The organism is Streptomyces sp. NPDC058051 (genome assembly GCF_042885475.1).
Classification (GTDB): domain Bacteria; phylum Actinomycetota; class Actinomycetes; order Streptomycetales; family Streptomycetaceae; genus Streptomyces.
In genome coordinates, this window is record NZ_JBHVRW010000013.1 from 167981 (window position 1) to 194424 (window position 26444).

23 protein-coding genes are annotated in these 26444 nt (G+C 70.2%); 6 read left to right on the forward strand and 17 right to left on the reverse strand.

Annotated features, from left to right (window positions below; translation table 11 throughout):
* Positions 1-2: 2 nt before the first annotated feature.
* The 7 genes from ACFVUT_RS21850 to ACFVUT_RS21880 all read right to left on the reverse strand — a co-directional run bounded on the left by ACFVUT_RS21850 (position 3) and on the right by ACFVUT_RS21880 (position 13291).
* Positions 3-887 carry a carbohydrate ABC transporter permease gene (locus ACFVUT_RS21850; protein ID WP_389658882.1) on the reverse strand — a complete coding sequence of 295 codons (885 nt, stop codon included), beginning with the start codon at positions 885-887 and terminating at the stop codon, positions 3-5.
* Positions 884-1840, reverse strand: coding sequence for a carbohydrate ABC transporter permease (locus ACFVUT_RS21855; protein ID WP_389658885.1), 957 nt, complete (start codon positions 1838-1840; stop codon positions 884-886). Before ACFVUT_RS21855 ends, ACFVUT_RS21850 begins: the two co-directional genes overlap by 4 nt.
* The gene (locus ACFVUT_RS21860) at positions 1837-3144 is read right to left on the reverse strand and encodes an extracellular solute-binding protein (RefSeq protein ID WP_389658888.1); all 1308 of its coding nucleotides are present in this window, start codon (positions 3142-3144) and stop codon (positions 1837-1839) included. The genes ACFVUT_RS21855 and ACFVUT_RS21860 overlap by 4 nt, the downstream gene beginning before the upstream one ends.
* On the reverse strand, positions 3141-6059 hold the full coding sequence (locus tag ACFVUT_RS21865; RefSeq protein ID WP_389658891.1) for a family 78 glycoside hydrolase catalytic domain: 2919 nt from the start codon (positions 6057-6059) through the stop codon (positions 3141-3143). The genes ACFVUT_RS21860 and ACFVUT_RS21865 overlap by 4 nt, the downstream gene beginning before the upstream one ends.
* Positions 6060-6462: 403 nt before the next feature.
* Positions 6463-8589, reverse strand: a complete 2127-nt coding sequence (locus tag ACFVUT_RS21870; RefSeq protein WP_389658894.1) for a glycoside hydrolase family 6 protein — start codon at positions 8587-8589, stop codon at positions 6463-6465.
* 395 nt (positions 8590-8984) lie between these two features.
* Complete coding sequence (locus tag ACFVUT_RS21875) at positions 8985-10547, reverse strand: cellulose binding domain-containing protein (protein ID WP_389658897.1); 1563 nt, start codon at positions 10545-10547, stop codon at positions 8985-8987.
* Positions 10544-13291: a glycoside hydrolase family 48 protein gene (locus tag ACFVUT_RS21880; RefSeq protein ID WP_389659038.1), complete on the reverse strand. Its 2748-nt coding sequence runs from the start codon at positions 13289-13291 to the stop codon at positions 10544-10546. Before ACFVUT_RS21880 ends, ACFVUT_RS21875 begins: the two co-directional genes overlap by 4 nt.
* A gap of 899 nt (positions 13292-14190) precedes the next feature.
* On the opposite strand from ACFVUT_RS21880, the gene ACFVUT_RS21885 reads away from it, so the two are divergent.
* Positions 14191-14589 (forward strand): SSI family serine proteinase inhibitor, encoded by a 399-nt coding sequence (locus tag ACFVUT_RS21885; protein WP_389658899.1) that lies wholly within the window; start codon positions 14191-14193, stop codon positions 14587-14589.
* 139 nt (positions 14590-14728) lie between these two features.
* Here the strand turns inward: ACFVUT_RS21885 and ACFVUT_RS21890 are convergent, their stop codons facing one another.
* The 5 genes from ACFVUT_RS21890 to ACFVUT_RS21910 form a co-directional block, all read right to left on the reverse strand.
* On the reverse strand, positions 14729-14887 hold the full coding sequence (locus ACFVUT_RS21890; RefSeq protein WP_389658902.1) for a hypothetical protein: 159 nt from the start codon (positions 14885-14887) through the stop codon (positions 14729-14731).
* Positions 14888-14953: 66 nt separating this feature from the next.
* Entirely contained in the window at positions 14954-15904 is a 951-nt protein-coding gene (locus ACFVUT_RS21895) for a cytochrome c oxidase assembly protein (RefSeq protein ID WP_389658904.1), read from the reverse strand.
* A 111-nt stretch (positions 15905-16015) separates the two neighbouring features.
* On the reverse strand, positions 16016-17044 hold the full coding sequence (locus ACFVUT_RS21900; RefSeq protein WP_389658907.1) for a 6-phosphofructokinase: 1029 nt from the start codon (positions 17042-17044) through the stop codon (positions 16016-16018).
* 143 nt (positions 17045-17187) lie between these two features.
* Positions 17188-17916: a type 1 glutamine amidotransferase gene (locus tag ACFVUT_RS21905; RefSeq protein WP_389658910.1), complete on the reverse strand. Its 729-nt coding sequence runs from the start codon at positions 17914-17916 to the stop codon at positions 17188-17190.
* 34 nt (positions 17917-17950) lie between these two features.
* Positions 17951-19189 carry a MurT ligase domain-containing protein gene (locus ACFVUT_RS21910; protein ID WP_389658913.1) on the reverse strand — a complete coding sequence of 413 codons (1239 nt, stop codon included), beginning with the start codon at positions 19187-19189 and terminating at the stop codon, positions 17951-17953.
* A gap of 114 nt (positions 19190-19303) precedes the next feature.
* Here ACFVUT_RS21910 and def point away from each other — a divergent pair, with 114 nt between their 5' ends.
* A complete protein-coding gene (def, locus tag ACFVUT_RS21915) occupies positions 19304-19849 on the forward strand; it encodes a peptide deformylase (RefSeq protein ID WP_389658916.1) in 546 nt (181 codons plus the stop codon).
* Positions 19850-19861: 12 nt separating this feature from the next.
* Here def and ACFVUT_RS21920 read toward each other — a convergent pair whose 3' ends face one another.
* Positions 19862-20512 carry a TetR family transcriptional regulator gene (locus ACFVUT_RS21920; RefSeq protein ID WP_389658919.1) on the reverse strand — a complete coding sequence of 217 codons (651 nt, stop codon included), beginning with the start codon at positions 20510-20512 and terminating at the stop codon, positions 19862-19864.
* A gap of 173 nt (positions 20513-20685) precedes the next feature.
* Here ACFVUT_RS21920 and ACFVUT_RS21925 point away from each other — a divergent pair, with 173 nt between their 5' ends.
* The gene (locus ACFVUT_RS21925) at positions 20686-21912 is read left to right on the forward strand and encodes an acyl-CoA dehydrogenase family protein (RefSeq protein WP_389658922.1); all 1227 of its coding nucleotides are present in this window, start codon (positions 20686-20688) and stop codon (positions 21910-21912) included.
* A gap of 83 nt (positions 21913-21995) precedes the next feature.
* On the opposite strand, the gene ACFVUT_RS21930 is transcribed toward ACFVUT_RS21925, so the two are convergent.
* The 3 genes from ACFVUT_RS21930 to ACFVUT_RS21940 form a co-directional block, all read right to left on the reverse strand.
* Positions 21996-22484 (reverse strand): glutathione peroxidase, encoded by a 489-nt coding sequence (locus ACFVUT_RS21930; protein WP_389658925.1) that lies wholly within the window; start codon positions 22482-22484, stop codon positions 21996-21998.
* Between the two features lie 37 nt (positions 22485-22521).
* Positions 22522-23076: a GNAT family N-acetyltransferase gene (locus tag ACFVUT_RS21935; RefSeq protein WP_389658928.1), complete on the reverse strand. Its 555-nt coding sequence runs from the start codon at positions 23074-23076 to the stop codon at positions 22522-22524.
* 130 nt (positions 23077-23206) lie between these two features.
* Positions 23207-23788 carry a helix-turn-helix domain-containing protein gene (locus ACFVUT_RS21940; protein ID WP_389658931.1) on the reverse strand — a complete coding sequence of 194 codons (582 nt, stop codon included), beginning with the start codon at positions 23786-23788 and terminating at the stop codon, positions 23207-23209.
* Positions 23789-23965: 177 nt separating this feature from the next.
* On the opposite strand from ACFVUT_RS21940, the gene ACFVUT_RS21945 reads away from it, so the two are divergent.
* The 3 genes from ACFVUT_RS21945 to ACFVUT_RS21955 all read left to right on the forward strand — a co-directional run bounded on the left by ACFVUT_RS21945 (position 23966) and on the right by ACFVUT_RS21955 (position 25657).
* Positions 23966-24406: a hypothetical protein gene (locus tag ACFVUT_RS21945; RefSeq protein ID WP_389658934.1), complete on the forward strand. Its 441-nt coding sequence runs from the start codon at positions 23966-23968 to the stop codon at positions 24404-24406.
* Between the two features lie 278 nt (positions 24407-24684).
* Positions 24685-25140: a DUF6325 family protein gene (locus ACFVUT_RS21950; protein WP_389658937.1), complete on the forward strand. Its 456-nt coding sequence runs from the start codon at positions 24685-24687 to the stop codon at positions 25138-25140.
* Between the two features lie 193 nt (positions 25141-25333).
* Positions 25334-25657 (forward strand): SHOCT domain-containing protein, encoded by a 324-nt coding sequence (locus ACFVUT_RS21955; protein WP_389658940.1) that lies wholly within the window; start codon positions 25334-25336, stop codon positions 25655-25657.
* A gap of 36 nt (positions 25658-25693) precedes the next feature.
* Here ACFVUT_RS21955 and ACFVUT_RS21960 read toward each other — a convergent pair whose 3' ends face one another.
* Positions 25694-26386, reverse strand: a complete 693-nt coding sequence (locus ACFVUT_RS21960; protein ID WP_389658943.1) for a hypothetical protein — start codon at positions 26384-26386, stop codon at positions 25694-25696.
* Between the last annotated feature and the right edge of the window lie 58 nt (positions 26387-26444).

The following is a 26444-nucleotide window of genomic DNA, read 5'->3' on the forward strand; positions in this document are numbered from 1 at the left end:
CCTCAGCCCTTGAGACCGCCTGCGAATCCCTTGATGACATAACGCTGGAGGACCACGAACACCACCAGGATCGGCACGGCGGCCAGCACCAGTCCGGCGAAGACGAGCCCGTAGTCGGAGACGTACTGACCGACGAAGGCGAACACCCCGACGGGCACGGTCTCCTTGCCGGATCCGCCCAGGTACAGCAGCGGGGTGAAGAAGTCGTTCCAGATGAACACGGCGTTCAGGATGATCACGGTGCCCGTGACGGGACGCAGCAGGGGAAAGACGATCCGGGTGAACGCCTGCCGGTGGTTGCAGCCGTCGATCAGCGCCGCCTGCGCGTAGTCCTGCGGCAGGGCGCGGATGAACCCGGTGTAGAGGAAGACGGTGAACGGCAGTTGGATGCCGGTGTAGAAGAACACCATGCCCTGGTACGTGCCGAGCCAGCCCAGGTCGTCGACGAGCTTGTACAGCGGGATCATGCCGAGCTGGAACGGCAGCACGATGCCCAGCAGGAACAGGACGTACATCCCGTAGCCGATGCCGCGGCCCCGGCGCGCGAGGCAGTAGGCGCCCGCCGAACCGAGGACGACCAGGAGCAGCAGGCTCATCGCGGTGATGACCGTGCTGTTGAGCAGCGCGGGCCCCAGCGACGCGGAGGACCAGGCGTCACCGAAGTTGGCGAAGGTGGGCGGGGAGGGCGGCGAAAGGGGGGAGTCGGCGATCTGTCGGGGGTCCTTCATCGCCAGGGTGACCAGTGCGTAGACCGGGAACAGGAACACAACGGCGACAGCGATCATGACGAGTTCGAGGACGTACCGTCCGTACCGCGGTCTGCGGCCCGTGCGCGTACCGTGCCCGGGTCGCCGTGGTGTCGGGCCGGGGGTCGTCGTGGCGTTCACGCGGTGACCTCCCTCGCGCGCAGATAGTGGAGCTGGACCAGGGAGACCGCGGCGACGAACAGCGCGAGGACGAGGGCGACGGCGGTGCTGTAGCCGAACTTCCCGTAGACGAACGCCTCCTTGTAGAGCACGGTCGACAGGGTCTCGCTGGACGTGCCGGGCCCGCCGTTGGTGGCGGCGTAGACCTGGTCGAAGAGCTTGAGGCCACCGATGGTCGACAGCAGGAGGTTGACCGTCAGGGCCGGGGCCAGCAGCGGCCAGGTGACATGGCGGAAGCGCTGCCAGGAGCCGGCGCCGTCGATTCTCGCGGCCTCGTGGAGTTCGGCGGGGACGCCATGGAGCCCCGCGAGGAAGACGACCATCGAGTAGCCGGCGTACTGCCACACGACCATCGCCGCGACGGACCACAGGGCGAGCGACGGATCACCGAGCCAGTCCTGACGCAGACCCCCGAGCCCGATCGCGTCGAGGACGCCGTTGAGACCGGCGCCGTTCTCCGGGTTGTACACGTACTTCCACAGCACCGCGACCATGACGGGGCTGACGACAGCGGGAGCGAAGAAGACCAGGCGCAGCACCGCGCGGGACTTGATACGGGTGTGGACACCGAGCGCGAGGAGCAGGCCGACACCGTTCTGGACGACCACCACGGCGACGGTGAGCAGCAGCGTGTTGCTCACGGACTCCAGGGCGCGGCTGTCGTCGAGAAGCGTACGGAAGTTGTCCAGGCCCGTGAAGGAGAAGCCGCCGATGCCGGACCAGTCGGTGAAGGCGTACACCACACCCGCAAGGCTCGGGTACAGGACGACGACGCCGTACACGAGGAGTGCCGGGATCACGAAGATCCACGGCGGGGCGGTGTGATCGCGGTGCCGGACCGGACGGCGGGGGCCGGCCGGAGGACCGCCTCCCGCCCGGCCGGTCGGCTCCACCCTCTCGGACGTGCTGGTCACGAGGTCTTCCCGTAGGCCCTGTCCATCTGTCCCAGTGCGCCGTCGACGTCCGTCTTTCCCGCCAGCAGGTTCTGTACGGCGGCGAAATGGGCGGGCTGCACCTCGGCGTTGGGCCAGCTCTGGTCCATGAAGGGGACGGCCCGGCCGCCGTCGATGACGGGCAGGAAGTCCTTGAGGACGGGATCGATCCGGGTGGAATCGTCGCGTGCGAACGGGATCGCGGCGACGGACTCGGCCCAGCGGTTGAGGTTCTCCTGTTTTCCGAGGAACTCGATGAACGCCTTTGCCTCCGCCGTCTTCCCGGACCGCGCCGAGACGCCGAGGCCGACGACGATGCCCGCCGGAATCCACGGTGCGGCGGGGTCGTCCCCGCCGGGGAACGGGAACATGCCGAGGTCGTCCGGATCGGTGGCGGCCTGGCGGAAGTTGGCGAGTACGGCGGAGACCTGGACGGCCATCGCCGCCTTGCCGCTCGCCACCATGGAGGTCTGCTGCTCGTACGTCGTTCCGTTGGGGTTGTCGTTGAAGAACCCCCGGCGCTGCAACTCCTGGTACTTGCCCAGCGCGTCGGCCCACCCGGAGCCGCGGAAATGTGCCCGCCCGGCAGCCATCTCGGCGTCGAAGCCGGGGTTCTTCGCGTATACGGCATTGGGTACCAGCGCGTAGGTGATCAGCTGGGTGACCCAGGGAGTCTGTGCCCCCAGCGCGATCGGCGTCACGCCCTTGGCCTTCAGCCCGGCGCAGACATCGAGGAGTTCGCTCCAGGTCCTGGGCGGCGCGACTCCGGCCTCGGCGAAGACCCTCTTGTTGTGAATGGCGCCGATGACACTGCTTCCCGCCGAGTACAGAAACGTCTTTTCCTGGTACCGGTAGGCGGGGTGGAAGTTCGCCGGGACCTCGTGGGTCCACGCCTGGTCGCTGAGATCGGCGAGCAGCCCGGCCCTGGCCAACTCGACCATGGACATGGCGCTGCCGCTGCCGGGATAGAGCACGTGCACATCGGGGGCGTTGCCGCCGGCGAGCTGGGTGCGCACCACCGTCTGCACCTGGTCCGTGGGGGCGAAGGAGGTGGAGAAGGTGTCGTCGGGATGGGACGTGCGGTAAAGGCCGACGAGTTCCCCGATCGGCTTCTGCTGGTCGGCGACGCCGACGATGCGCAGCCGGTGGGAGCCGCCGCCCGAGTCCGAGCAGGCCGTCAGCGCCGGCGGAAGGGCGGCGAGCGCGGCGACACCGCCTCCGATGCGGAGAAATCCCCGTCGGCCGACCGAGCCCCGGCCCGGCCGGCTGTGAGAACCCGTCGTCATGGTGTGTCCTCCTCGTACGAACGGGCGGACGACGGTGTCGCCGCCGGTCCTGATGGGTGTCGGCTCGGGGTGAGCGGCGGCCGGACCCGGTCCGCCGGGCGCACCTCGGCGTGGCCGCCGGCCGGCGGACAGAGCGCGGTGAAGCGGTAGGTGCCCGAGGACACGCGGCACAGAACGTGGTCGGGGGCGGTCGAGAGCAGCGTGACGCGACGGCCGTCGGCTCGCGGGGACACGTCCGACTCGCGGACCGAAAGGGGATCCGTGGTGGGCACGTACACATCGGCGGTGGAGCCGGGCGGTACCCGGACGCGCAGGGCGAGCCGGTCGCCGTGCCGTTCCCAGGCCACCTCGACCGTGCCGCGCACCGATTCGTGACGGGCGCTCGCGTGGTGCAGGGGACCGGGGCGGGGCCGTATCAGCAGATGCCGGTAGCCGGTGGAGTCGGGGGCCTGGTCGAGGCCGGCGACACCGCGGTACAGCCATTCGCCGATCGAGCCGAGCGCGTAGTGGTTGAAGGAGTTCATCGACGGTGCGCGGAACCCGGTGCCGGGCGTCCATCCGTCCCAGCGCTCCCAGATGGTGGTGGCGCCGTGCCGCAGCGGAAACCGCCACGACGGCACCTCGTCGCGGAGGAGGAGAGCGTGGGCGAGGTCGGCCCGTCCGTGCGTGTCGAGGACGGGCGCGGCGAGCGCGACGCCGAGGAATCCGGTGAGGAGGGCAGGACCGGCCGATTCGACGAGTTCGGCGAGACGCCGGGCCGCGGCCTCGACGAGGCCGTCGGGCAGCAACCCGAAGGCGAGCGCGACGAGATACCCGGTCTGGGTGTCTCCCGAGACACGGACGGCGGGAGGCGCGTCTGCGGCACGTCCGACGGTGACGAAGTGCTCCGTGAACGTGCGGCGGACGGCGTCGGCCAGCCGGTGGTAGCGGTCCTCCGCATCCTTGTGCCCGAGTACACCCGCGGCCTTCGCCGTGAGGCGGGCACTGTGTGCGAAGCAGGCCGTGGCGATGACGTCGCGCGGGGTGGGGGTGCCAGGAGCGAGCCAGTCGGAGAAGTGCGGACCGACCCGTCTGCGCCAGACCAGATCAGGATTGTGATGGTGGATCAGATCCACCCAGGCACACATGCCCTCCAGCGCCCGGTCGAGGAAGCGCGGGTCGTCGTAGACGCGGTAGAGGTGCCACGGGATGATCACTCCCGCATCGCCCCAGCCGGGCGCCCCTTCGTCGCTGACCCCCACGAGGCGCGGGGCGACGTTGGTGAAGCCCCCGTCGGGCGTGCGGGCGTCGTCGACGTCGCGCAGCCACTTGGTGAAGAACGCGGCGACGTCCGCGTTGAGGGCGGCCGTCGGCAGGAAGACCTGGGCGTCGGCCAGCCAGCCGAGCCGTTCGTCGCGCTGCGGACAGTCCGTGGGCACACTCACGAAGTTCGAGCGCTGCCCCCACGCCACACAGTCGTGGAGCCGGCGGAGCTCCGCGTCCGAGCAGTCGAACTCCCCGGCCCACGGGGTGTCGCTGTGCAGCGCCACGGCGACGACGTCGGACCCCGTCAGCTCCGGCAGACCACTGATCTCGGCATAGCGGAACCCGTGATAGGTGAAGCGCGGCTCGAACACGATGTCCCGGCGCCCGTCCCCGACGAGCACATCGGTCGCGGCGGCGGTGCGCAGATTGGCGGTGTACAGCTGGCCCGACTCGTCCAGCACCTCCGCGTGGCGGACCACCACCCGTGCCCCGTGGGCGAGTTCACCGATCCGCAGCCGTACACGACCGGCGAGGTTCTGGCCGAAGTCGACGATGTGGGTGCCCGGGGAGACGGCCCTGACCGAGTGCGGCCGCAGCTCGGCCATCGCCCGCACGGGTTCGTCGACGGACGCCACGAGCAGCTCGTGACCGGTGTTCGTGACCAGGGCCGGGGACCAGCCGGTGTCGTCGAAGCCCGGCAGGTCCCAGCCGTCGGCCGCGTGCCGCAGGTCATGGCACTCGCCCATCAGCAGATCCGCGTGGCGGATGACGCCCGTGCCGGTGCGCCAGGTCCCGTCGGTGACGACCGCGCTGCTCCCGCCGTCCGCTCCTGTGAGGTGGAGTTCGGCCAGGAACTGCGGGACCGAGCCGTAGTGCGCTCCTGCCCTGCGCGGTTCGAAGCCGACGAATCCGCTCCACCAGCCGTCGGCGACGGTCGCGGCGAGCACGTTCTCACCCTCACGCAGCAACTCGGTCACGTCGTACGTCTGGTACTGGACGCGGCGGTGGTAATCGGTCCAGCCCGGGGCGAGTTCGGCGTCTCCCACGCGTACGCCGTTGAGCCGGACCTCGTACAGGCCGCGCGCGCTGACGTGGAGCCGCGCTCGGGCACCGGCCGAGCCGGTGAAGGCGCGCCGCAGGACGGGGCAGGGGGCGAGCCCGTGGTCGTCGAGGGCGAATCCGCCCTCGGTGGGCGCGTCCACGACGTCGACCGGCCACGGGTCGTGGGTGATCCACGACGCCCGCCACGCGTCGGCGTCGCCGAAGGCCGTCTCGAACCAGGACGTCGCCTCGGCGGGCACCGTCGAAGCGGCCGGCCAGACGGAGACCCGCCAGTGGTAGCGCGTACGGTCCGCGAGGGCGGGCCCGGTGTACTCGACGGCGATCGCCTCGGGGTCCGTCACCCGCCCCGTGTCCCAGAGGAGTCGACCGCCGTGCAGGTCTTCGGGGCGCTCGGAGACTCGGACCCGGTACGCCACCGGGTCGTCGCCGCGGCGGTCGGACGCCAGCCGCCAGGAGAGCCGGGGCGCGGACGCGTCGATCCCGAGCGGGGTGGTGCGGTGCTCGCAGCGCAGACCGTACGGCCGCAGAGACCGGTCTTCGGGGCGGCCGGCCGCTGGTCCTCCGGCGCGACGGGGGTCGGGTGCATCCGCTGCCGAGGGACCGGACACGAGCACGTCCTTCCGTCGCACCGATTTTGCCGATGTGAAATCTAACGTTAATTCTGTGGCGTGGAGACTATGAGCACCCCCGGGGGGTGTCAAGAGTGTTACCGATCCGTCGTCCGCAGCCTCGGGAATGAGGCGATGTCACCCCAACTGGCCCTCTCTGAACGGCATTGCGCCCCCAGTACGCGGTCTTGTGGCAGGTGATCCGCTGTGATATCCGTGTTGTGATTACCACAGGGGAAGGCGTGAAATCGCGCCCCGTGCTTCCCTGCCTGAGGTCTGCCCGCCCGGGAACGACGGCCGCCCCCTGCCGGGAGAGCGGCAGGGGGCGGATCGTGCCGGGCGCGTCCCTCACCCGGCACACGGACCCCGTCGCCGCCCATGCGGACGGCGACGGGGAGACCGATCAGGGAGCGGTGCCCCAGGAGAGCGCGCCGCCCGCGTAGACGGCGACCTTCGAGGTGTCGGCGTAGGCCGTGTTGGTGCCGCGGCTGTAGTCGTCGGACTCGTCGAAGTTGGACCAGTCGGACTTGTTCAGTCGCAGCTGGATCTCTCCGGTGGAGGCCCCCGCCGCCAGGGTGCCGCTGCTGAAGCCGACCTCCAGGTAGTGGCTGGCCCCCGCGGCGGAGCCGCCGCCGGACACACCGCTGGTCACGCTGGAGCAGCCGATGACCGCGTAGTCGCACGAGGTGGAGAAGGTGCTCGCACCTGCCTCCGGCGTGAACCAGTAACGCACCTTCACCGTGGACAGATCGACCGCGGTGGAACCGGTGTTGACCAGTTGCAGGCCCATCCGGATCTGGTTGTCCGTGGCCGAGGCGTCGGTGTTCTTGTACTGCACCTTGAGGGTGCCGCTGCCGGTGCCGCCGCCCGCTTCGGTCGTGGCGGAGACCGCCGCCGAGGCCGCCGAGACGTTACCGGCCGCGTCCCGCGCCTTGACCGTGTAGCTGTACGCCGTCGAGGCCGTCAGGCCCGCGTCCGTGTAGGAGGTCGACGCGGTGGAACCGACCTTCACCCCTGCGCGGTACACGTCGTACGCCGTCACACCGGTGTTGTCGGTCGACGCCGTCCACGACAGCGAGACACTGCCGCTGCTCTTCGCCGAGACGGTCAGACCCGTGGGCGCGGTCGGCGCCTGGGTGTCCTCGGTACCGCCACCGCCGTTGCCGTTCAGCGCCGGGTAGGCGTTGCGCACGAGCTCCTGGAACTGCGCGGAGAACCAGTGGCCCGCGAGCGGGGAGTTCGGCAGGGCGCCGCTCATGCTGTTGCCGTTGCGGCCGTTACCGGTGTACGTGGGGTCGCACATCCGGTCGAAGCCCTTGCCCTCGTCGTTGTCGATGGGCGCGCTGTTGCCGTCCGACTCGCCCGGGGGCTTGGCCCAGACGTAGGCGTCGATACCGGGCTCAGGGGCGGTGGTGGGTCGCTCACCGATGCCCGCACCGCTCTGGTTGCACCAGTTGCCGGCGTGGATGCGCCGGTCGACGCGGCCACCGTTGACATAGTCGTCCACGCTGGTCAAAGGCCCTGCGGCGGTGGGCCGCTCGGACCCGCCCCAGCCGTTGCGGGCGGTGTCGATCAGCATGCCGATGTCCGAGGCGAAGCCCTGGTTGACCAGCTCCGTGCGCAGCCCCTGCGCGAAGGTGAGCTCATCGACGTAGTAGTTCCAGTCCACCCACTTGGACTGGCGGACCGTGGTGCCGTTCACGCTGTCGGTGACCTTGAAGTACGGCTCCTTCAGCGCCGAGTAGTTGGCGGTGTTCACGATGAAGCCCTGGACATCGGCGACCGTGGCGCCCTCGGACGTCGCGGCCTTCTTGAACTCCTGTGCCGCCGGGACGAAGTTGGAGTCCCAGCCCAGCCAGCCGTGGTGGGCGGCATCGACGTAGTTGTAGACGTTGGGAATGGCACCCAGGGTGTGCAGGGCGTAGCCGACACCCTTCTCGTAGTTGCCGTTCGCCTTCATCGTCGCGCACGCCTCGGTGGATCCGGCCGTGCCGCCGGCGTTGGTGACCAGGTTCGGCAGCGAGTCCGGCTCGATGATGGTGACGATGCGCAGGCTCGCGTAGGCCGGGTCGGCGAGGATGTCGGAAATGGGGTCGATGTATTCGTTCTTGTACTTGTCGAGCTCGGTGGGTCCGAGCTCACCGTTGGACGCCAGAGCCGCGCAGTCCCGTCCCGGCAGGTCGTAGATGACCACCTGGAAGAGGTTCGCTCCCTGGTCCAGGGCGGTGTCGAGGTGCTCGCGCAGGCTCATCGCGGTGGCCGAGCCCTCGATGGCCGCGATCCGGTCCATCCAGACGAAGGACGGCTCGTCGGCGATCGCGCTGCCCCCGGGTTCGGCCGCCGCCTTGGCGGACCAGTCGGGGTTCACATACGCCGTGGCGCCCACGTACGGGTTGTCGACCCGGGCTGCTGCGGCGGCCGACGCGGGCGAGGGGATGGCCACTGCCAGCGCCGCGCCCATCGCCAGGGCGGAGAGTGCGGCCAACTTCCGGCGTACTCCGTGCAGTGTGGTGCCTCTGGTGGTTCTCATTGCGGCTCCGTACTCCTCTCATACGTCTGCGGTGGTGCCCCGCAGACGGGTTCGTGGGGGTGTTGCGCTCGGGCAGCGGCCCGTCAGGGCGCGGTGCCCCGCACCAGGTCACCGTCGATGTGCACGGTGGTTTCCGGTGCGTCGGTGGAGGCGGTAAGGGGGTGGGGAGTGGCTGAGGGCCGGTCCCGGCAAGGTCCGACCGGTCGGCCGCGCTCAGGCGCAGCCGGGGCGGTGTCCCGGGTCCGAGCGGGCCGGGGCCGCGCGTCGGCGCAGAATCACGGTGTGGATCCCTTCCTGGAAGGAGCCGGGGCGAGTGGTGGCCCGATGACGGATCCAGCGGGGTGGGCGACCCGCCATCGGGAGCTCGGGGGCGGCAGGTCCGCGACCTGCCGCGGTCAGGGCGCGGAGCCCGCGACGAGCGCGCCGTCGAGGTAGACGGCCACCTTCGAGGTGTCGGCGTAGGCCGTGTTGGTGCCGCGGCTGTAGTCGTCGGACTCGTCGAAGTCGGACCAGTCGGACTTGTTCAGCCGTAGCTGGATCTCGCCGGTGGAGGCTCCCGCCGCCAGCGTTCCGCCGCTGAATCCGACCTCCAGGTAGTGGTCGGAGCCCGGACCGGAGGCGGAGGACGGCTGTACGCGGTGGGTGACGGTGCCGCAGCCGAGGACGGCGTAGTCGCACGAGGTGCCGTACGTGGTCGACCCGGATTCGCCGCTGAACCAGTAGCGGACGGTCGCCCGGCTCAGATCCACCGGGGTGCTGCCGGTGTTGACCAGCTGCAGCCCGGGCCTGATCTGGTTGTCGCCCGGCGAGGAGTCGTTGTTCTTGTACTGCACCTTCAGCGCGCCTGCCGTGCCGCCCTCGCCCTGCTCGGTCGTCGCGGTGACGGCGGCCGAAGCCGTCGAACTGTTGCCGGCCGCGTCGCGCGCCCGCAGGGTGTAGCTGTACGAGGACGAGGCGAGGAGCCCGGTGTCGGTGAAGGCGGTGGTGGCCGTGCTGCCCACCTTCACCCCGTCACGGTAGATGTCGTATCCGGTGACACCGGTGTTGTCCGTCGACGCCGTCCAGGAAAGGGAGGCGGTGCTGCTGGTCGTCCGGGTGACCTCGACGCCCGCCGGGACCGACGGGGCCTCGGTGTCCCCGTCGCCGCCGCCTTCCGTGCTCGCCTCGAAGGCGAACGCGTTCATCCCGAGTCCCTGGCCGCCCTGCCAGATCTCGAACCCGGCCTCCGCGTCGATCAGATAGTGCGCCGGGTCGATGGAGCCGCGCGTGACCCCGTCGTCGATCAGTCCCTTCACATCGAAGTCGGTCAGTTCGGTGGCGCCGTTCTGGAGGACGTACGAGATCACCTTCCAGCCGGAGGCGCCGGGCCCCGTCCAGACGTCCCAGTCCCGGCCGTCGAGCTGCACCGTTGCGGTGCGCGAACCGATCGGCTGGACGCCGCCGCGGTGGTTCATCCAGATCATCAACTCGGTTCCGTCCGGCTGGTCGTCCGTGACCGGAGTGGAGTTGAACCAGACGTCCATCGCCACGTTGTAGGCGCCGGCGTCGACCTGGGTGGTCGACCAGTCCGCGCGGACGCTGCCCAACGCGTCGACCCGCAGCGGCAATCCGCTGTCCGTGGTGCACGCACCCCAGTGGCAGCCCTTGTAGCTGGAGGGGTAGGTGGCCGGGGCGCCGTTCGTCGGGAGCGAGAACGAGGACTCGGTGAGGGTCCAGGCCCCCGTCGCCGGATCGATCTCGGCACACTGCCGGGCTTCGGAGTTCCACTCGTTCTGCTGGTAGAGGTACTCGCCCCCCTGCAGTTCGGTGGTGCCCCACTGGGTGCAGTCGGTGACGGGCGCGGCCGACGCGGACGAGGCACCCGTGAGTGTCGACGCCGCGGCGAGCAGCAGCGCCGCTGCCGCTCCGGCGAGGACCGGCAGCCTGCGTCCGGCGGTCCCGTCCGGTATGTGCCTCACGGCTCGACCCCCCAGGCGAGGACGCCGCCGATGTACGCCGCGACCTTCGAGCTGTCGGAGTACGCGGTGTTGGTGGCCCGGCTGTAGTCGTCCGCCTCGTTGAAGTCGGACCAGTCGCTCTTGTTCACGCGCAGCTGGATCTCGCCGGTGGAGGCCCCCGCGGCCAACGTGCCGGCGCCCGCGGCGAATCCCACTTCCAGATAGCGCTCGGCGCCCGTCTTCGGGCTGGTCGCGGCCACCACCTTCTGGGTGATGTTCGACGAACCGAGCGCCGCGTAGTCGCAGTTGGTGCCGAAGGTGCTCGCGCCGCCGTCGGAGGTGAACCAGTACCGGACCGTCACCGTGGACAGGTCCACGGGCGCGCTGCCCGTGTTCAGGAGTTGTAGGCCCAGCCGGATCTGGTTGTCGGTGGCCGAGGAGTCGGTGTTCTTGTACTGGACCTTCACCGTCCCCGTGCCGCCGCTGCCCGCCTTCGTGGTCGCGGACACGGCGGCGGAGAGCGCCGAGGTGTTGCCGCCCGCGTCCCGTGCGGCCACGGCATAGCTGTACTCGGTGGCCGCGGCCAGATCCCCGTCGGTGAAGGCCGGAGTCGTCGCGTTCCCCGCCAGCACCCCGTTGCGGTAGACGTCGTAGCCCGTCACCGCGACGTTGTCGGTGGCGGCCGACCAGGAGAGCGACACACTGTTGCTCGTCGTGGCGCTCACGGTGAGTCCACCGGGCACCGTCGGCGCCTCGGTGTCCCCGCTGCCGCCGCCCTCCACCAGGAGTTCCGCGTAGATGGCGAAGGCGAGCGCGAGTGCCGCCTGGGCCCAGAAGCGGTGGTAGGTGAAGGTGGGCGCCGCGCCGCCGTCCAGGTAGGCCTGGACCTTCGGCCAGTCCGGGTCGTCCCGGTACCAGCTGCGGATGTCGATGAAGCTGGTGCCCGGCTCGATGGTGTCGCCGTTCGGCATCGTTCCCGACCACCCCGACGGGACGTACACCTCGTCGTCGAACCGGTTGTAGTCGGCCCTGGTCTCCGGTACCGCGATGCCCTTGGCGTCGGCGTTCAGCGCCATGGCGTCGAGCAGCGCCTTGGCCAGCGCGCCCGCGGCCTGGTCGCCCGACTTCGCCGCGTAGTAGGTGAGCGTCTTCACGTAGGCGGCGCCCACGCCGACATCGTTGGAGTAGTCGAGGACCGACACGTGCAGTCCGGCGTTCGCCCCGGGGGAGGCCGGGTTCCAGGTGTCCGGCTGTCCCGTCCAGCTCAGCGTGGAGGGGAAGCGGTAGCTGCCGTCCGCTCCGACCGTCGTCTTGCCGGAGGCCCAGGCGACCCACTTGTCCAGTACGGCCCCGGCGGTCGCGTTGCCGGTGACGTAGTAGTACGCGGCCACCCGCTCCATGCCCCATACCTGGAAGCCGAACCAGTTGTTGCTCGGCGGGTCGTGGTAGACCGGCTGCCAGTCGTAGGCCATGCCGTAGAAGGTGGGGGTACCCGCCGGCGGCGTGCCGTACTGGCCGTCCCAGCTGTTGGTGCATCCACCGGCCAGCCCTCCTTCGCTGGACTGCAGCCAGGTCAGGAACTCCAGTTGCCGGGTCAGGCTCTTCGCCCAGTCCGTCCTCGCGGTGGCGGACTTCGGGGTGAGCGCCGGTACGTTGGACAGCGCCCAGGCCGAGAGCGGGTTCTGGTACCCCTGGTGGGAGGAGCCGTCACCGATGCGCCAGGCCCAGCCGCCGCCGCTGCCGCCCGCGGCGCCGCCCCAGGCGTAGTACCAGGACAGCAGGTAGTGCTGGGAGTCGCGGCCCGAGCCGGCCGGGCAGGAGGCGGGGTCGGTGCAGTCGCCGATGCGCTTGAAGTACTTGTCGAACATGGCGTAGCGCAGGTAGTCGCCCATCTTGGCGGCCTTCGCCACCGACGCTGCCACCTCGCTCTCCTTGCCCTGCGCCGATGCCCAGCGGTAGGCCCAGTAGGCGGCCTGGACCGCGCGGGCGTCGGCGTCGGGAGCGTTGGTGTACTTCCACTGCTTGGCGTAGCTCTGGTCGCCGACGAACAGATCGAGGTAGCCGTTGGGGCCGCCGTAGGCGAACAGGTCGGTGGTGGGCTGCGGGATGGTCTCCCACACCGACTCCTGCGCGCCGCGCTGGTAGGAATTGATGAACGAGGCACCGGCACCCGGGCCCGCCTCGCCACCGGTGCCCGGCTTGTTGCCGTAGCCGTAGGTGTTGTCGAGATCCATCAGCCAGTGCATGCCGTATACGTCCATCGTGCCGTAGGACGCGGCCAGTTCCGTGGCGAGCGGGTCCGAGCCGACGGCGACGGACTTGTCCAGGGCCGAGGGGTAGTGGTCGGGCAGCGGCCACTCCGGGGCGTACGTCGCGGGGGCCCCGGGGTTGTACGCGTCGTTGGTCGACTGGTCGGCGTGCTGCGGAATGATCGTCTTCTCCGCCACCGTCCAGGCCTGGTTGAACGGGGCCCAGTCACCGGTCACCCGCCCGTATGCCGCCTCCAGCCACATCCAGAAGCTGACGGCCTCCGACGTGGTCTCGTGACCGTGGTCCGGTGCCTCGACCATCAGGGTCTCGACCGAGTGGTACGGCAGACCCTCCGGGCTGAAGTAGCCGTTGGCCGCCGCTTTGATCTTGGCGTACTGGGTGAGGAACGCCTGGGTGTACGGGTCGTCCGCCGCGGCGCTGCGGGCGCCGTCGCGGGCCGCCGGGGCGCTCGGAGCGGCGACCCCGGTGCCCTGGGTCAGCCCCAGGGCGAGCATGCTGCCACCGAGGGCACTACTGAATGTTCTACGGGATATCGACACAAATCCTCCAGTGGCGGGTGTCGTGGGGGAGGGGGTGGAGGGACGCGGGAAGGCGTGGCGCGGTGGTGCGGAACGGGTCCGGGGTGGCATGCAGGATCCGTTGCCCCGAGCAGGTTCTCTGCCGGGGTGCACGGCGGCCTCTGTGTGCAAGACTTGATTGTGGGAGCGCTCCCAAGGTGGCCTGGTGATGCGCACCTGTCAAGACTCAAATCACAACTGCTTTACTTCCTCGTTAACTTGACGACTCGTCGCACAGTCGGCCAGAAGTGCATCACCGCTGGTCGCAACAGGTGTGCATGGTTCGGCCCCGATGTTTCGCCCGCGCGGGAATCCGGGGCGTCATCGGACGATGATCGAACCACTGCTATAAGGGTGAAGCGCGCAGACGTGCCGGTGCTTGCCGGCCCCGACCGTGCGGCGACGGTGACTGTCTGCCCCGAACCGTGCGATGACGGTGACCGTCTGCCCCCCGCCCCGCCCCAACCGAACCGGTGCGGTGACGGTGGCCATGCGCCCCGTCGTGACCTCGCCGGTGCCGGACATCTCGCTGTCGGCCGCAGGTGCTCGGGGGAGCGGTCGGCCGGATCTCCGGGCATGGATTCCCCCTCGGCGGGCGCCCGGTCGGCCCCGGCGATCGCCTCTGGGGGGTGGGGTCACCGGCCGCGGCCGGTGCTCCGGCCGGCCCAGCGACCGCCTCCGGAGGTGGAGTCGGCGGCGCGGCTCCTTGCCCGGGGTGAGGCTTCGAGATCGTCTGGTCGGGCTTCCTCCCTGACACGGGATGCCTGAGGCGCCTGGGGCGCCCCAGCCGCGTTCCCGGGGCGTTCCGGAATCCCTCGACCCGCAGGAGTTCTCCCATGCGTCTGTGTGTGGCCCTCGCCGCCGCTGCCCTGTTCAGCCTCGCCACCGCCGTACCCGCGGCGGCGGATTCCCCGTCCGCGCAGCCGGTGCCGGACCGAGCGCTCTTCCTCACCGTCTCGGGCAGCGAGAACACCTGGATCCGCGGCGTCGCACTGCCCTGTCCGCCCACCTCGGACACACGCCACCCCCACGCGGCCGCCGCCTGCGCCGCGCTGGCCGAGGCGGCAGGCGACCTGGACGGGCTGCCCGGTGACCCGCACCCGTGCACCCAGGAGTTCGACCCGGTCACGGCGACCGCCACCGGTACATGGGACGGGCGCCGCGTCGCGTGGCGGAAGACGTTCTCCAACGCCTGCGTGATGGACGCGGTCACCGGACCGGTCTTCCGCTTCTGAGGCCGCTCGTCTCTTGGGCCAAGCGTCCCGAACCAGGCGTACCGGACCAAGCATCCCGGATCAGGCATTCTGCACCAAGCAATCCGGACCAGGCGTCCCGGACCGAGCATCCTGGACCGGGCGGGCCACCCCGCCCGGCTCAGGATTCGTGCGTCGCGGCCATCCCCAGGGTGATCAGGCCGAGCACCACCCAGCCGAACCAGAGCCAGCCGCTGCTGCCCAGCGCCACCGTGTAGGCCGTGACGACCACCAGGGCCACCACGGTGATCACAGCCATGGTTTTCGTGGATCCGGACATGCCCGCACCCTCCTCGTCGGCCGCGCGGCCGTGGATGCCATCCTCACCCGGGAGGCATGTCCACCGCTACTGCCCGCGCGCCTGCAACGAGGCGAGATAGGCGTTGTACGCCCGCAGCTCCTGGTCCCCGTCCCGGTCGGCCGCCCGGTCGGAGCGCTTCGCCGCCCGCTGCTCGGAGCGGTACCACTGGAAGACAAGCGCGATCAGCACCAGCACCGACGGGATCTCACTGAACGCCCAGGCGAAACCACCCGCCCAGTTCTGGTCGCTCAGCGCGTCGATGCCGAGCGAGGCCGGCGGATGCTTGTACGTCTCCACCATCGGGGTCGACGCCATCATCAGCGCGATACCGAAGAACGCGTGGAACGGCATCCCGGCGAAGAGCTCCAGCATGCGCATCACGTAGCCCGGCCGGTGCGGCCCGGGATCGACGCCCATGATCGGCCAGAAGAACACCAGACCGACCGCGAGGAAGTGCACCATCATCGCGAGGTGCCCGGCTGTCGAACCCATCAGGAAGTCGAAGAGCGGTGTGAAGTACAGCGCGTACAGGCTGGCGATGAAGAGCGGGATCGTGAAGGCCGGATGCGTGATGATCTTCATGTACCGGCTGTGCAGCAGCATGAGCAGCAGCTCGCGCGGGCCAGTGCGGCCACGCCCCGCGACCGGGAGCGCGCGCAGCGCCAGGGTCACCGGAGCGCCCAGCAGCAGGAGGATCGGCGACAGCATGCTGATCACCATGTGCTGCACCATGTGCACGCTAAACATGACCATGCCGTAGTCGTTGAGCCCGGTGCACATCACGAGGGCGATGGACAGCACACCGACGGCGAAGAAGACGATCCGGCCGGCCGGCCAGCTGTCCCCGCGCCTGCGCAGTCGCAGCACGGCGTACCCGTACAGGCCGAGGGCGAGCACGCAGCCGACGAGGAAGAACGGGTCCGCGGAGAACTGGAGCCCGCGTCCCAGCGTGAACGGCGGCAGATCCATGTTCATGCCGTGCCCGCTGTGATCCATCTGTTCACTCCCGCTGGGGACGTCCCCGTTTCGTGCCGGTTGTCCCGACCAGAGTAGAACCGCCCCCGGCCGCAGCTGCGGCCGGGGGCGGTCCGTCGGACGGGGTGTCGCTCAGAGCACGCACTCCGCCTCGGCGTACCGCTCGGCCGGGACCGTCTTCAGGGTCTCCACGGCCTCGACCAGGGGCACCATCGCGATGTCCGTGCCGCGCAGCGCCGTCATCATGCCGAATTCACCGCGGTGCGCCGCCTCCACCGCGTGCCAGCCGAAGCGGGTGGCGAGCACCCGGTCGTACGCGGTCGGCGTGCCGCCGCGCTGCACATGGCCGAGAATCACCGGTCGGGCCTCCTTGCCGAGGCGCTGCTCCAGCTCGCCGGAGAGCTGCGTGGCCACGCCGGCGAACCGCTCGTGCCCGTAGACGTCCTTGGTGCCCTGCTCGATCTCCATGGAGGAACCCTGGCGCGGCTTGGCGCCCTCGGCGACGACGACGATCGCGAACTTCTTGCCGGCCGAGAAGCGCCTGCCGACCACCTCGGTCAGCTCGTCGATGTCGAAGGGGCGCTCCGGCACGACGATGGCGTGCGCACCGGCCGCCATGCCCGAGTGCAGGGCGATCCAGCCGGTGTGGCGGCCCATGACCTCGACGATCAGTACCCGCTGGTGGGACTCGGCGGTGGTTTTCAGCCGGTCCAGGGCCTCGGTGGCGACTCCGACAGCGGTGTCGAAGCCGAAGGTCACATCGGTGGAGGCGATATCGTTGTCGATCGTCTTCGGTACGCCGACGATCGGCAGGCCCGCCTCGGAGAGCAGATTGGCCGCCTTCAGCGTGCCCTCGCCGCCGATCGGGATGATCACGTCGAGACCGAGGTCCGCGACATGGCCCCTGGCCTGTTCGACGCCGCCCCGCAGATGGGCGGGCTGGACCCGGGAGGAGCCGAGGATCGTGCCGCCGCGGGCGAGAATGCCGCCGACCGCGTCGAGGTCGAGCTTGCGGTAGTCGCACTCAAGGAGGCCCTTCCACCCGTCGTGGAAGCCGATGACCTCGTCGCCGTGGTCGACCACCGCGCGATGCACGACGGAACGGATGACGGCGTTGAGGCCGGGGCAGTCGCCGCCGGAGGTGAGCACACCAATTCGCATTGCCCGGGAAACCTTTGCAACGTGGGCCGACGACCGGACCACGTCGTCCGGTCGGATCCCCGCCACCCTACCGGCGCAGGGTGGGGGGACCGAACCGGGCGTCCGACTGCTGGACTCCGCTCAGTTGAGCCGAAAACGCCTCATCAGGCGGGCTGGGTCGCCGAGGCGATGCGCTCGGCGCGCAGCGCCTCGTACCAGCGGTCGTCCGTCGGCGGCAGAGCGTTGACGTCGAGGGCCAGCTTCAGCAGCAGATCCGCGATCAGCGGGTTGCGCGCCATCACGGGACCGTGCATGTACGTACCGAAGACGGTGTCGTTGTACGCACCCTCGGTACCGTCCCCGGTGCCGTTGCCCCCGCCGAGCTGCACCCGGGCGAACGGCCGTGCCGTCGGGCCGAGATGGGTGATGCCCTGGTGGTTCTCGAAACCGGTCAGCGGCGGCAGGCCGAGGCGCGGGTCGATGTCGGCCAGGACGTCACCGACGCACCGGGCTCCGTCGCCGCGGGTGGAGACGACGTCGAGCAGCCCGAGACCGGGCTCGCGCTCACCGAGGTCGTTGATGAACTCGTGGCCGAGGATCTGGTAACCGGCGCAGACCGAGAAGATGATCGCGCCGTTGGACGCGGCCCGGCTGAGCCCGCCGTCGCGGCGCAGCCGCTCCGCGGCGAGACGCTGCGGCCGGTCCTCACCGCCGCCGATCAGATAGATGTCGCCGGACGTCGGGACCGGCTGGTCGCTGCGGACGTCGACGCGCTGGACGTCGAGACCGCGCTGCCGGGCCCGGCGCTCCACGACGAGCGCGTTGCCCTGGTCGCCGTAGGTGCTGAGGAGGTCGGGGTAGACCCAGACCAGACGCAGACCGTTGCTGCTCATGCTTCATCCTCTCCGGAGGTGGCCGTGGCCTGGGTCAGTTGCCGACACGGCGGCGCAGGTCCTGGAAGGCGGTGTAGTTGGCGATGACCTCGATACGGCCGGGCGGGGCCTGCCGCACGGCCTCGTCGAGGTTCTCGCAGACCCGGAAGTCGAGACCGGCCACTTCGAGCCGGACCGCCAGGTCAAGCTTGCGGTCGCCCAGCACGAAGATCGGATGACCGGCGAGCTGGGTGTAGTCCACGTCCCACAGCCAGGACGTGTCCGTACCGTCCGCACCCCGGGCATTGACGGAGAGGACCACCGGAGTGGGCGGCGGGTCGATCAGGGAAAACGTTTCGAGCCAGCCGGCGGGGTTCTTCGCCAGCAGCAGCCGCAGCTCACGGCCCTGGAAGGACACCACGTCGTAGCGGCCCGCGACGGCCTGCACCTGATACATGCGCTCCAGCGCGACCTGTGGCGGCACTCCGAAGACGGCGGCCACGGCGGCGGAGCTGGTGGCGTTGGCCTTGTTGGCGCGGCCGGGCAGCTGGAGGTGGATCGGCCACGCCGAACCGTGCGGATCCAGGACGTAGTCCCCGTGCAGGACCCAGCTGGGGGCCGGCCGGCGGAATCCGCACTCGCCGCAGAACCAGTCGTCACCGGGGCGCTGCATCACACCGCCGCAGGACGGGCAGGACCAGGCGTCGTCCTTCCATGCCTGGCCGGCCGCGACCCACACGACATTGGGGGAGGAGGACGCCGCCCAGACGATCAGGGGGTCGTCGGCGTTCGCGACGATCACGGCCTTCGAGCCGGACAGCCCCTCGCGCCACTTCTCCGCGAGCATCCGGGTCTCGGCGGCGCGGTCCAACTGGTCGCGGGAGAGGTTGAGCAGCGCGATCACCTTGGGTGTCGTGTCGCGTGCCACCCCGGCGAGGTACTTCTCGTCCACCTCTATGACGCCGTACTTCGCGTCCGATCCGCCCGCCAGGGCCGACGTGATACCCGCCGGCATGTTCGCGCCGAGCGCGTTCGACACGACCGGGCCCGCGGCCCGCAGCGCCTCGGCGATCAGCCGGGTCGTCGTCGTCTTGCCGTTCGTCGCCGACACGAGGATCACGTCCAGGTGCTGCGCCAGCCGCCCCAGCAGGTCGGGGTCGAGCTTGAGTGCCACCCGGCCGCCGATCACCGATCCGCTGCCGCGCCCCGCGGCGCGCGACACCGCCGCCGCGGCCTTACCCGCCGTCACGGCCAGCTTGGCCCGCGGCGACAGCGGCTCCGTGTTGCCTGCCATCGTCCTAGATCCTCCTTGCATCGGTCCACGCCCAGCCTATCGATGTCCGGCGCGGCGACCGCACCGCGGCACCGCCAGGAAGGTGGAGGTCACGTGGAACGTACGATTGCCGCCATGCGAAACCGCCCGATCCCCGGAAGTTCCGGACTGATTCGTGCCATGAGTCTGCTCGGTGATCCGGTGCTGCACGCTGCCTGCGACCCCGTCACGGACTTCGGCCCCTCGCTCGCCCGCCTCGTCGAGGACATGTACGCCACCATGTACGCGGCCCAGGGGGTCGGACTCGCGGCCAATCAGGTCGGTGTTCCGCTGCGGGTGTTCGTCTACGACTGCCCGGACGACGACGACGTCCGTCACCTCGGGCATCTCGTCAACCCGAGGCTCGTCGAGGCGGACGGCATCACCGTACGAGGCCCGGAGGGCTGCCTCTCGCTGCCCGGTATCGAGGCCGGCACCCCGCGCTTCGACCGCGCCGTCGTGGAGGGCGTGACCGTGGAGGGCGATCCGGTACGGGTCACCGGCACCGGGTTCTTCGCCCGTTGCCTGCAGCACGAGTGCGACCACCTGGAAGGCACGGTCTACATGGACCGGCTGACCGGGCTGCGCCGGGCGAGGGCGCTGCGCGCGGCCCGTCGGGCGCCGTGGGCGCGGGGCGACTGACCGTCCGGACTCTCAGAACCCCGGACCGCCGGGCCGGTCGCCGACGGCGGCCAGCCTGCCCCACAGCAGATCCGCCAGACTGCGCACCAACTGCTCGCGGGAGCAGGGGCGTTCCCCCAGCCACCAGTCGCCCGCGGCGTGCATCATGCCGACGATGCCGTGACCCCATATGCGGGCCACTGCCTCACTGTCCGGGCCCAGGTCCACCCGCTCGGCGATCACCAGGGCGAGTTCCTCGCCGAGCCGGCGCAGCAGCGGAGCGGAGTGCCGTCCGACGTCGAAACCCCGCTCGGTCGCGGGCGCCGCGTCGTCGGACGGGTGCATCAGGAAGCGGTAGACCTGCGGGCGTGCCTCGATCGCCGCGAGGTAGGTGTCGAGCGTCGACTCCACGCGCCGGCGGCGCTCGGCGGGCGCGTCGAGCGCCGCCCGCAGCGCGATGAGCAGGGCGTCGGTGTGGCGTTTGGCGAGGGCGCGGTAGAGGCCGCCCTTGTCGCCGAAGTGCCGGTACAGGATGGGCTTGGTGATTCCGGCCTCCGCCGCGATGGCGTTCATCGACGCCCCCGGACCGTCCCTGAGCACCACGCGGTCGGCGGCCTCGAGCAGCTCGCGACGGCGCCTCTCGGCCGCTGTCCGCTGGCGCTCGGCCTGTCGTGTGGTCTCCATGTCGCCCTCTCCCCACCCCTGGCCGTGCAATCGCTTCCTGCCTGCGCAACGTAACACCCCGCCCTGCGTGAGGCGGATCGGCACTCGGGCGGTTGACAGGGGCTACTTGTCGGTAACAGACTGCGGTTACCGCAAGTAACCAGTGGTTCTTCAGGGCAGTACGTGGAGGGAACATGGCCGAGTTCACGCTCGAACTCAACGATGATCAGAAGCAGGTCCGTGACTGGCTTCACGGCTTCGCCGCCGACGTGATCCGCCCGGCGGCTTCGGAGTGGGACGAGCGTGAGGAAACGCCCTGGCCCGTCATCCAGGAGGCGGCCAAGGTCGGCATCTACTCCCTCGACTTCTACGCCCAGCAGTTCTTCGACCCGACGGGTCTCGGAATCCCGATGGCGATGGAGGAGCTCTTCTGGGGGGACGCGGGCATCGCCCTGTCGATCGTCGGTACGGGCCTGGCGGCCGTGGGCGTCCTCGCCAACGGCACCGAGGAGCAGATCGGTACCTGGATCCCGCAGATGTACGGCGACGCCGACGACGTGAAGGTCGCCGCCTTCTGCTCCTCCGAGCCGGACGCCGGCTCCGACGTCGCCTCGATGCGCACCCGCGCCGTGTACGACCAGGCCAAGGACGAGTGGGTGCTGAACGGCACCAAGACCTGGGCGACCAACGGCGGCATCGCCAACGTCCACGTCGTCGTCGCCGTGGTCGACCCGGAGCTCGGCTCCAAGGGGCACGCCTCGTTCATCGTGCCGCCGGACACCCCCGGTCTCTCCCAGGGGCAGAAGTTCAAGAAGCACGGCATCCGTGCCTCGCACACCGCCGAGGTGGTCCTGGAGGACGTCCGGATCCCCGGGCACTGCCTGCTCGGTGGCAAGGAGAAGCTCGACCAGCGCCTGGCGCGGGCCCGTGAGCGTGCGGCGTCCGGTGGTGAGCGGGTGAAGAACGCGGCGATGGCCACCTTCGAGGCATCCCGTCCCGCAGTGGGCGCCATGGCGGTCGGCACCGCCCGTGCGGCGTACGAAGTCGCGCTGGACTACGCGAAGACCCGCACCCAGTTCGGCCGGCCGATCATCGACAACCAGGGCGTCGCCTTCCAGCTCGCCGACATGCGGACGCAGATCGACGCGGCCCGGCTCCTCGTCTGGCGCGCCTCCTGGATGGCGGCCACCGGCAAGCCGTTCACCTCGGCCGAGGGTTCCATGTCCAAGCTGTACGCGAGCGAGACGGCGAAGAAGGTCACCGCCCAGGCCATCCAGATCCTCGGCGGCAACGGCTTCACCCGTGAGTACCCGGTGGAGCGGATGCACCGGGACGCGGCGATCTACACGATCTTCGAGGGGACGAGCGAGATCCAGCGTCTGGTGATCGCCCGCACCCTCTCGGGCATGCCGATCCGCTAGCACGGTGCGGTCGGCGGTCGAGGCCGGAACGGCCGTTGGACGGGACCGGCCGCCTGGCGCGGCCGGTCCCGCGGCGGGTCCGGTCAGGCGGGCAACTGGGACTCGATGGCCGCGATGAGCTCCGGGGCCTCCGGCTCCGTGCCCGGGCGCAGGCGCGCGACCGGCTCACCCGCAGGCGAGATGAGGAACTTCTCGAAGTTCCACTGGACGTCGCCGGCCTCGCCGGACTCGTCCGCGATCCCCGTCAGTTCGGCATAGAGCGGGTGGCGCCCATCGCCGTTCACGTCGGTCTTCTCCAGCAGCGGGAAGCTCACGCCGTACGTCGTCGAGCAGAAGGTCTGGATCTCCTCAGCGGTCCCCGGCTCCTGGCCCGCGAACTGGTTGCACGGCACGCCGAGCACGGTGAAGCCGCGGTCCGCGTACTGCTTCTGGAGCCGCTCCAGGCCCGCGTACTGCGGCGTGAGCCCGCACTGGGAGGCGACGTTCACCACCAGGACCGCCCGGCCGCGGTAGTCGGCCAGGGAGGTGGGATCGCCGGTGAGGGTGCGCAGGGGGATGTCGTGCAGCGTCATGACCTTCTCCTTGTGAGGGTGGCTTTCATGGCCATTGTCACGTCCGTGGGTTGGCCGGTGTGCCCTCGGCCGCCCGGTCGACCGCCTTGTAGTACAAAGTCGTCGGTTTCAGGACACCCGCGGGGTCGCAGGCGTAGTCGGGAATCGATCCGCACTCGGTCCAACCCGCCGAGCGGTAGAGGTGTTCGGCGGCACTGCCGCTCTCGGTGTCCAGTACCAGCAGAGTGACCCCCGCGTCGGCGGCCGACCGTTCGGCGGCGGCGAGCAGCGCGCGGCCGAGTCCCCGGCCGCGCTCCGATGTGCGGACCATCAACTTGGCCACTTCCGCACGGTGACGGGCGTTCGGCAGCGAAGCCCGGACCAGTCCGATGGTCCCGGCCACCCGTTCGCCGTCCCGCGCGATCCAGACCTGAAGGTGTCCGGCGTCGACGGCCCCGGCCCTCTCCCGCCACCAGGCCGCAGCCTGGTCGCGCTCCAGCGGCGCGAGGAAGCCCACCGACGATCCGGCGTTCACGGTCTCCACCAGAAGAGCGGCCAACTCATCGGCGTAGGTGACCAGTTCGGGTCCGGTTGCCGGGATGATCTCGGTCATGACGCGGGTCCTTTCACAGCTTGAGCAGCTTCACGAGGGTCACGGCGGCAACGGTCGTTCATGGCGTTCACGGTGTTCATGGCGTTCACGGTGTTCATGGCGTCCGCGGGGTTCATGGCGTTCGCGGCGTTCACGTCAGAACGATCACCAGTGCGTAGCGGACCCGTTCCGGTCCCGGGCAGCGGAAGCGCGAGGGCCCGTGCAGTCGAAAGCGCAGGCAGTCACCGCCGCGCACGAGGTGCGTGGTGCCATCGACGGTGATCTCGACCGTCCCCTCCAGCACCCAGACATGCTGCTCCACGCCGGACACGGGCGCGTTCTCGTACGCGATCGCGGCTCCCGCGTCGAGCGTGCCCTCGATGATCTCGGCGCGCAGCCCGGGGTGCGGCGGCGAGACGGACCGGCGCACGAAGCCCGATGCCTCGTCCCGCCACACGGACTGCCGCGCGGCGGGAATCAGCTGCGGCGGATCCGCCTCCACCTCCATCAGCAGCCGGGACATCGTCCGCTCGTAGACGGTGCACAACGTGTTGAGCAGGGTGGCGGTCGGGCTCAACTCGCCGCGCTCCAGCCGGGACAGCGTGGAGCGGCTCACCCCGCTGCGCCGGGACAGCTCGTCCAGCGACCAGCCACGTCCGGTGCGCAGTTCGCCCAGTCGTGCGGCGAGCCGGGCGTCGACGGAGCCGGCTTCCGCCCCTTCGAATTCTCTCACGACAGAGATAATATCTCCGATAGGAGAATTTCCGCGTGAGGGGCGGTGGTCGGGGGTGTGGTGACGGCGGCCGGAGGCGGTCGTTCTGCTGAGCGGACGCTGTCGTGCCACGCTTGTCGGGAGGTCCGGCGGGCCCGTTCGGGTCCACCGGTTGCCCGGCTACCCGAGGAGGCCGACATGGCCAATACGACCAGTGGCCCGAGTGCGGCGCATGGGGCCGCCCACAGATCGCATCATCCGTTCCGGTACGGCTGGACCGCCTTCGCGGCCGCTCTGATGATCTTCGGCGGCGCGATGGCGATCTTCGAGGGAATCGCCGCCATCACCAAGGACCTGGTGTTCGTCACGACGCGGAACTATGTGTTCCAGTTCAGCCTCGTCGGCTGGGGATGGATCCACCTCATCCTGGGCATCGTCATCGTCCTCGCCGGCTGTGCGCTGTTCACCGGGGCCGTGTGGGCGCGCGTGGTGGGCATCGTGTTCGCGGGGCTGGGTGCCCTGGCCCATTTCCTGTGGCTGCCCTTCTATCCGTTCTGGTCCATCATCCTCATCGCCATCAACGTCTTCATCATGTGGGCGCTGTGCGCGGGTCCGTACGACGAGGGGGAGAGGGCCTGAGGGACCGGCCGTCATCCTCGGTCCGGTCGCGAACTCCGCTTGCCGGGCCCGCCGGCCCGGCAGGGGCGACCGGTCACCCGCCCCTCGGGCTCCCGGCCCGAGGGGCGCCGCTCGCCTCGCCGGTCCGTGAAAGCGGCCGGTCGTCCGTCCAACGGCCCAACGGGGGCCACACCCACCCAGCTCCATGCCCGAGATGCGCCGCGGCGCACCCGCTGGTGCAATGGCCGAGGCCGTGGTCTCCGGCGGAACCGGGGCAGTCGAGATGCTGAGGAGCTGGCGTGAGCGGCGGAAGCGACGAGGGCGACGAGACGGGACCGATCGACTACATGGTGGTCGAATTCCCAGCGGGAAGCCGGATGACGGGAGAAGGGCTTCCCCTGCTCGTCAACCTGGTCGACCGGGGCATCATCCGGATCCTGGATCTGAGGTTCGTCAGGAAGAACCAGGACGGAACGGTCGAGGGCGTGGAGCTCTCCGAGCTGACCGGGGCCGGCGACGGTGCCCTGGCCGTGTTCGAAGGGGCGTCGTCGGGCCTGCTCGGCCAGGAGGACATCGACGAGGCGAGCGCCGTCCTCGAACCCGGAAGCTCCGCCGGAATCCTCATCTACGAGAACGTCTGGGCGGGACCGTTCGCGGCAGCGGTGCGCCGCTCCGGAGGCCGGCTCGTCGCCAACGGCCGTATCCCGATCCAGGAGGTCCTGGCCTCGCTCGACGCGGCCGAGTCGAGGGTCTGAGCCGTTCGCGGTCCCTTGGCCTCCCGTTCGGATGGTCCCGGGCACGCGCGCCCCGGTGCCGCGTCCCGCGGGCATCCGCCCCCGCCCCCGATCGGGCCCGTTCCGGACGTCCGTTCCGGACGGAGGAACGTCCGGAACGGACGTCCGGCACAGCCGGTCGACGTCCCGCAGAGCCAGACAAAGGAGATGCACCATGCCAGGCCTTCTTCGCGGCGTCGCCCGTACGGCGGTGATCGCCGGAACCGCCGGCTCGGTCTCCCACCGGGTCTCCCGGCGGCAGGCGGGCCGCTGGGCACGGCAGGACGCCGTGCACGCGGAGACACAAGCACAGCCGCACGCGCGGCCACAGATGTCGTCGGCGGCCCCGCCCACCGCCGTGGAACCTCCGCCTCTCACGCCGGAGGACGAGATGAGCAGCAAGATCGCCCAGCTCAAGGAACTCGACGACCTGAGGAGCCAAGGTCTGCTGAGCGACCGCGAGTTCGCGGCGCAGAAGGCCGGAATCCTCGCCTCCTGAACAGGGTCCGCCCGAGCCGTCGCCCCTGGCTCCGGCTCACTGCTTCCTGTCGTCCCAGGGAGTTCCGAGCCAGCTGTCGAAGGTGCGGATCAGCGCCGTCAGGGCGGCGGCGAGCCGCCAGTCGACCCACTGTGCGTTGACATGGATCTCGTCGTCGTCCGACCGGAACTCCAGTGGCACTTCCTGACCGGCCCGCCAGATGATGCGCCGCGGACCACGTGCCACGTCGCCGCCACCGCTCAGCAAGCTGCCGACGCCGATGGCCACCTGGACGGGGAACAGCAGCCACCACACGTACCACCAGAAGACCCGCCCCTTGAGACCGACCGCTTGGGGGCAACCCGTCTGGGCGACCGTCCAGCGAGTCCGCAGGGCCTTCTCGCGTACGAGCGTCCCGATGACCTCACCCTCCGCGCCCAGCACCTGGTACCTGGTGGCACCTTCGGCCGCGGATGCGGTGACCAGGGTCGCCACCCGGGCCCGGCGGTCGGGGTCGGCCCACAGGATGAGGGAGCGCGCACCGGTCTTGCGGGCCGCGAGGTAGGCCGGTATGCCTCCCTGCGGGAGTTCGCGCTCCACATGGGCGACCACCCGGGACACTCCGCCGGGCTCGTCGGCGAACCTGACGACATGGCCGACAGGCGCGACCACCCCCGGGGCATTCCCGACGCCCGCCTTCTTGTCCTTCTTCGGCTGGGGGACCGGCCTCAGTGTCAGCACGTTGCTCACCCGCGAACTCCTCTGTCGTGTGCCGTTTCAGCACGTCGCAGACTAAGGGCTGAGAAGA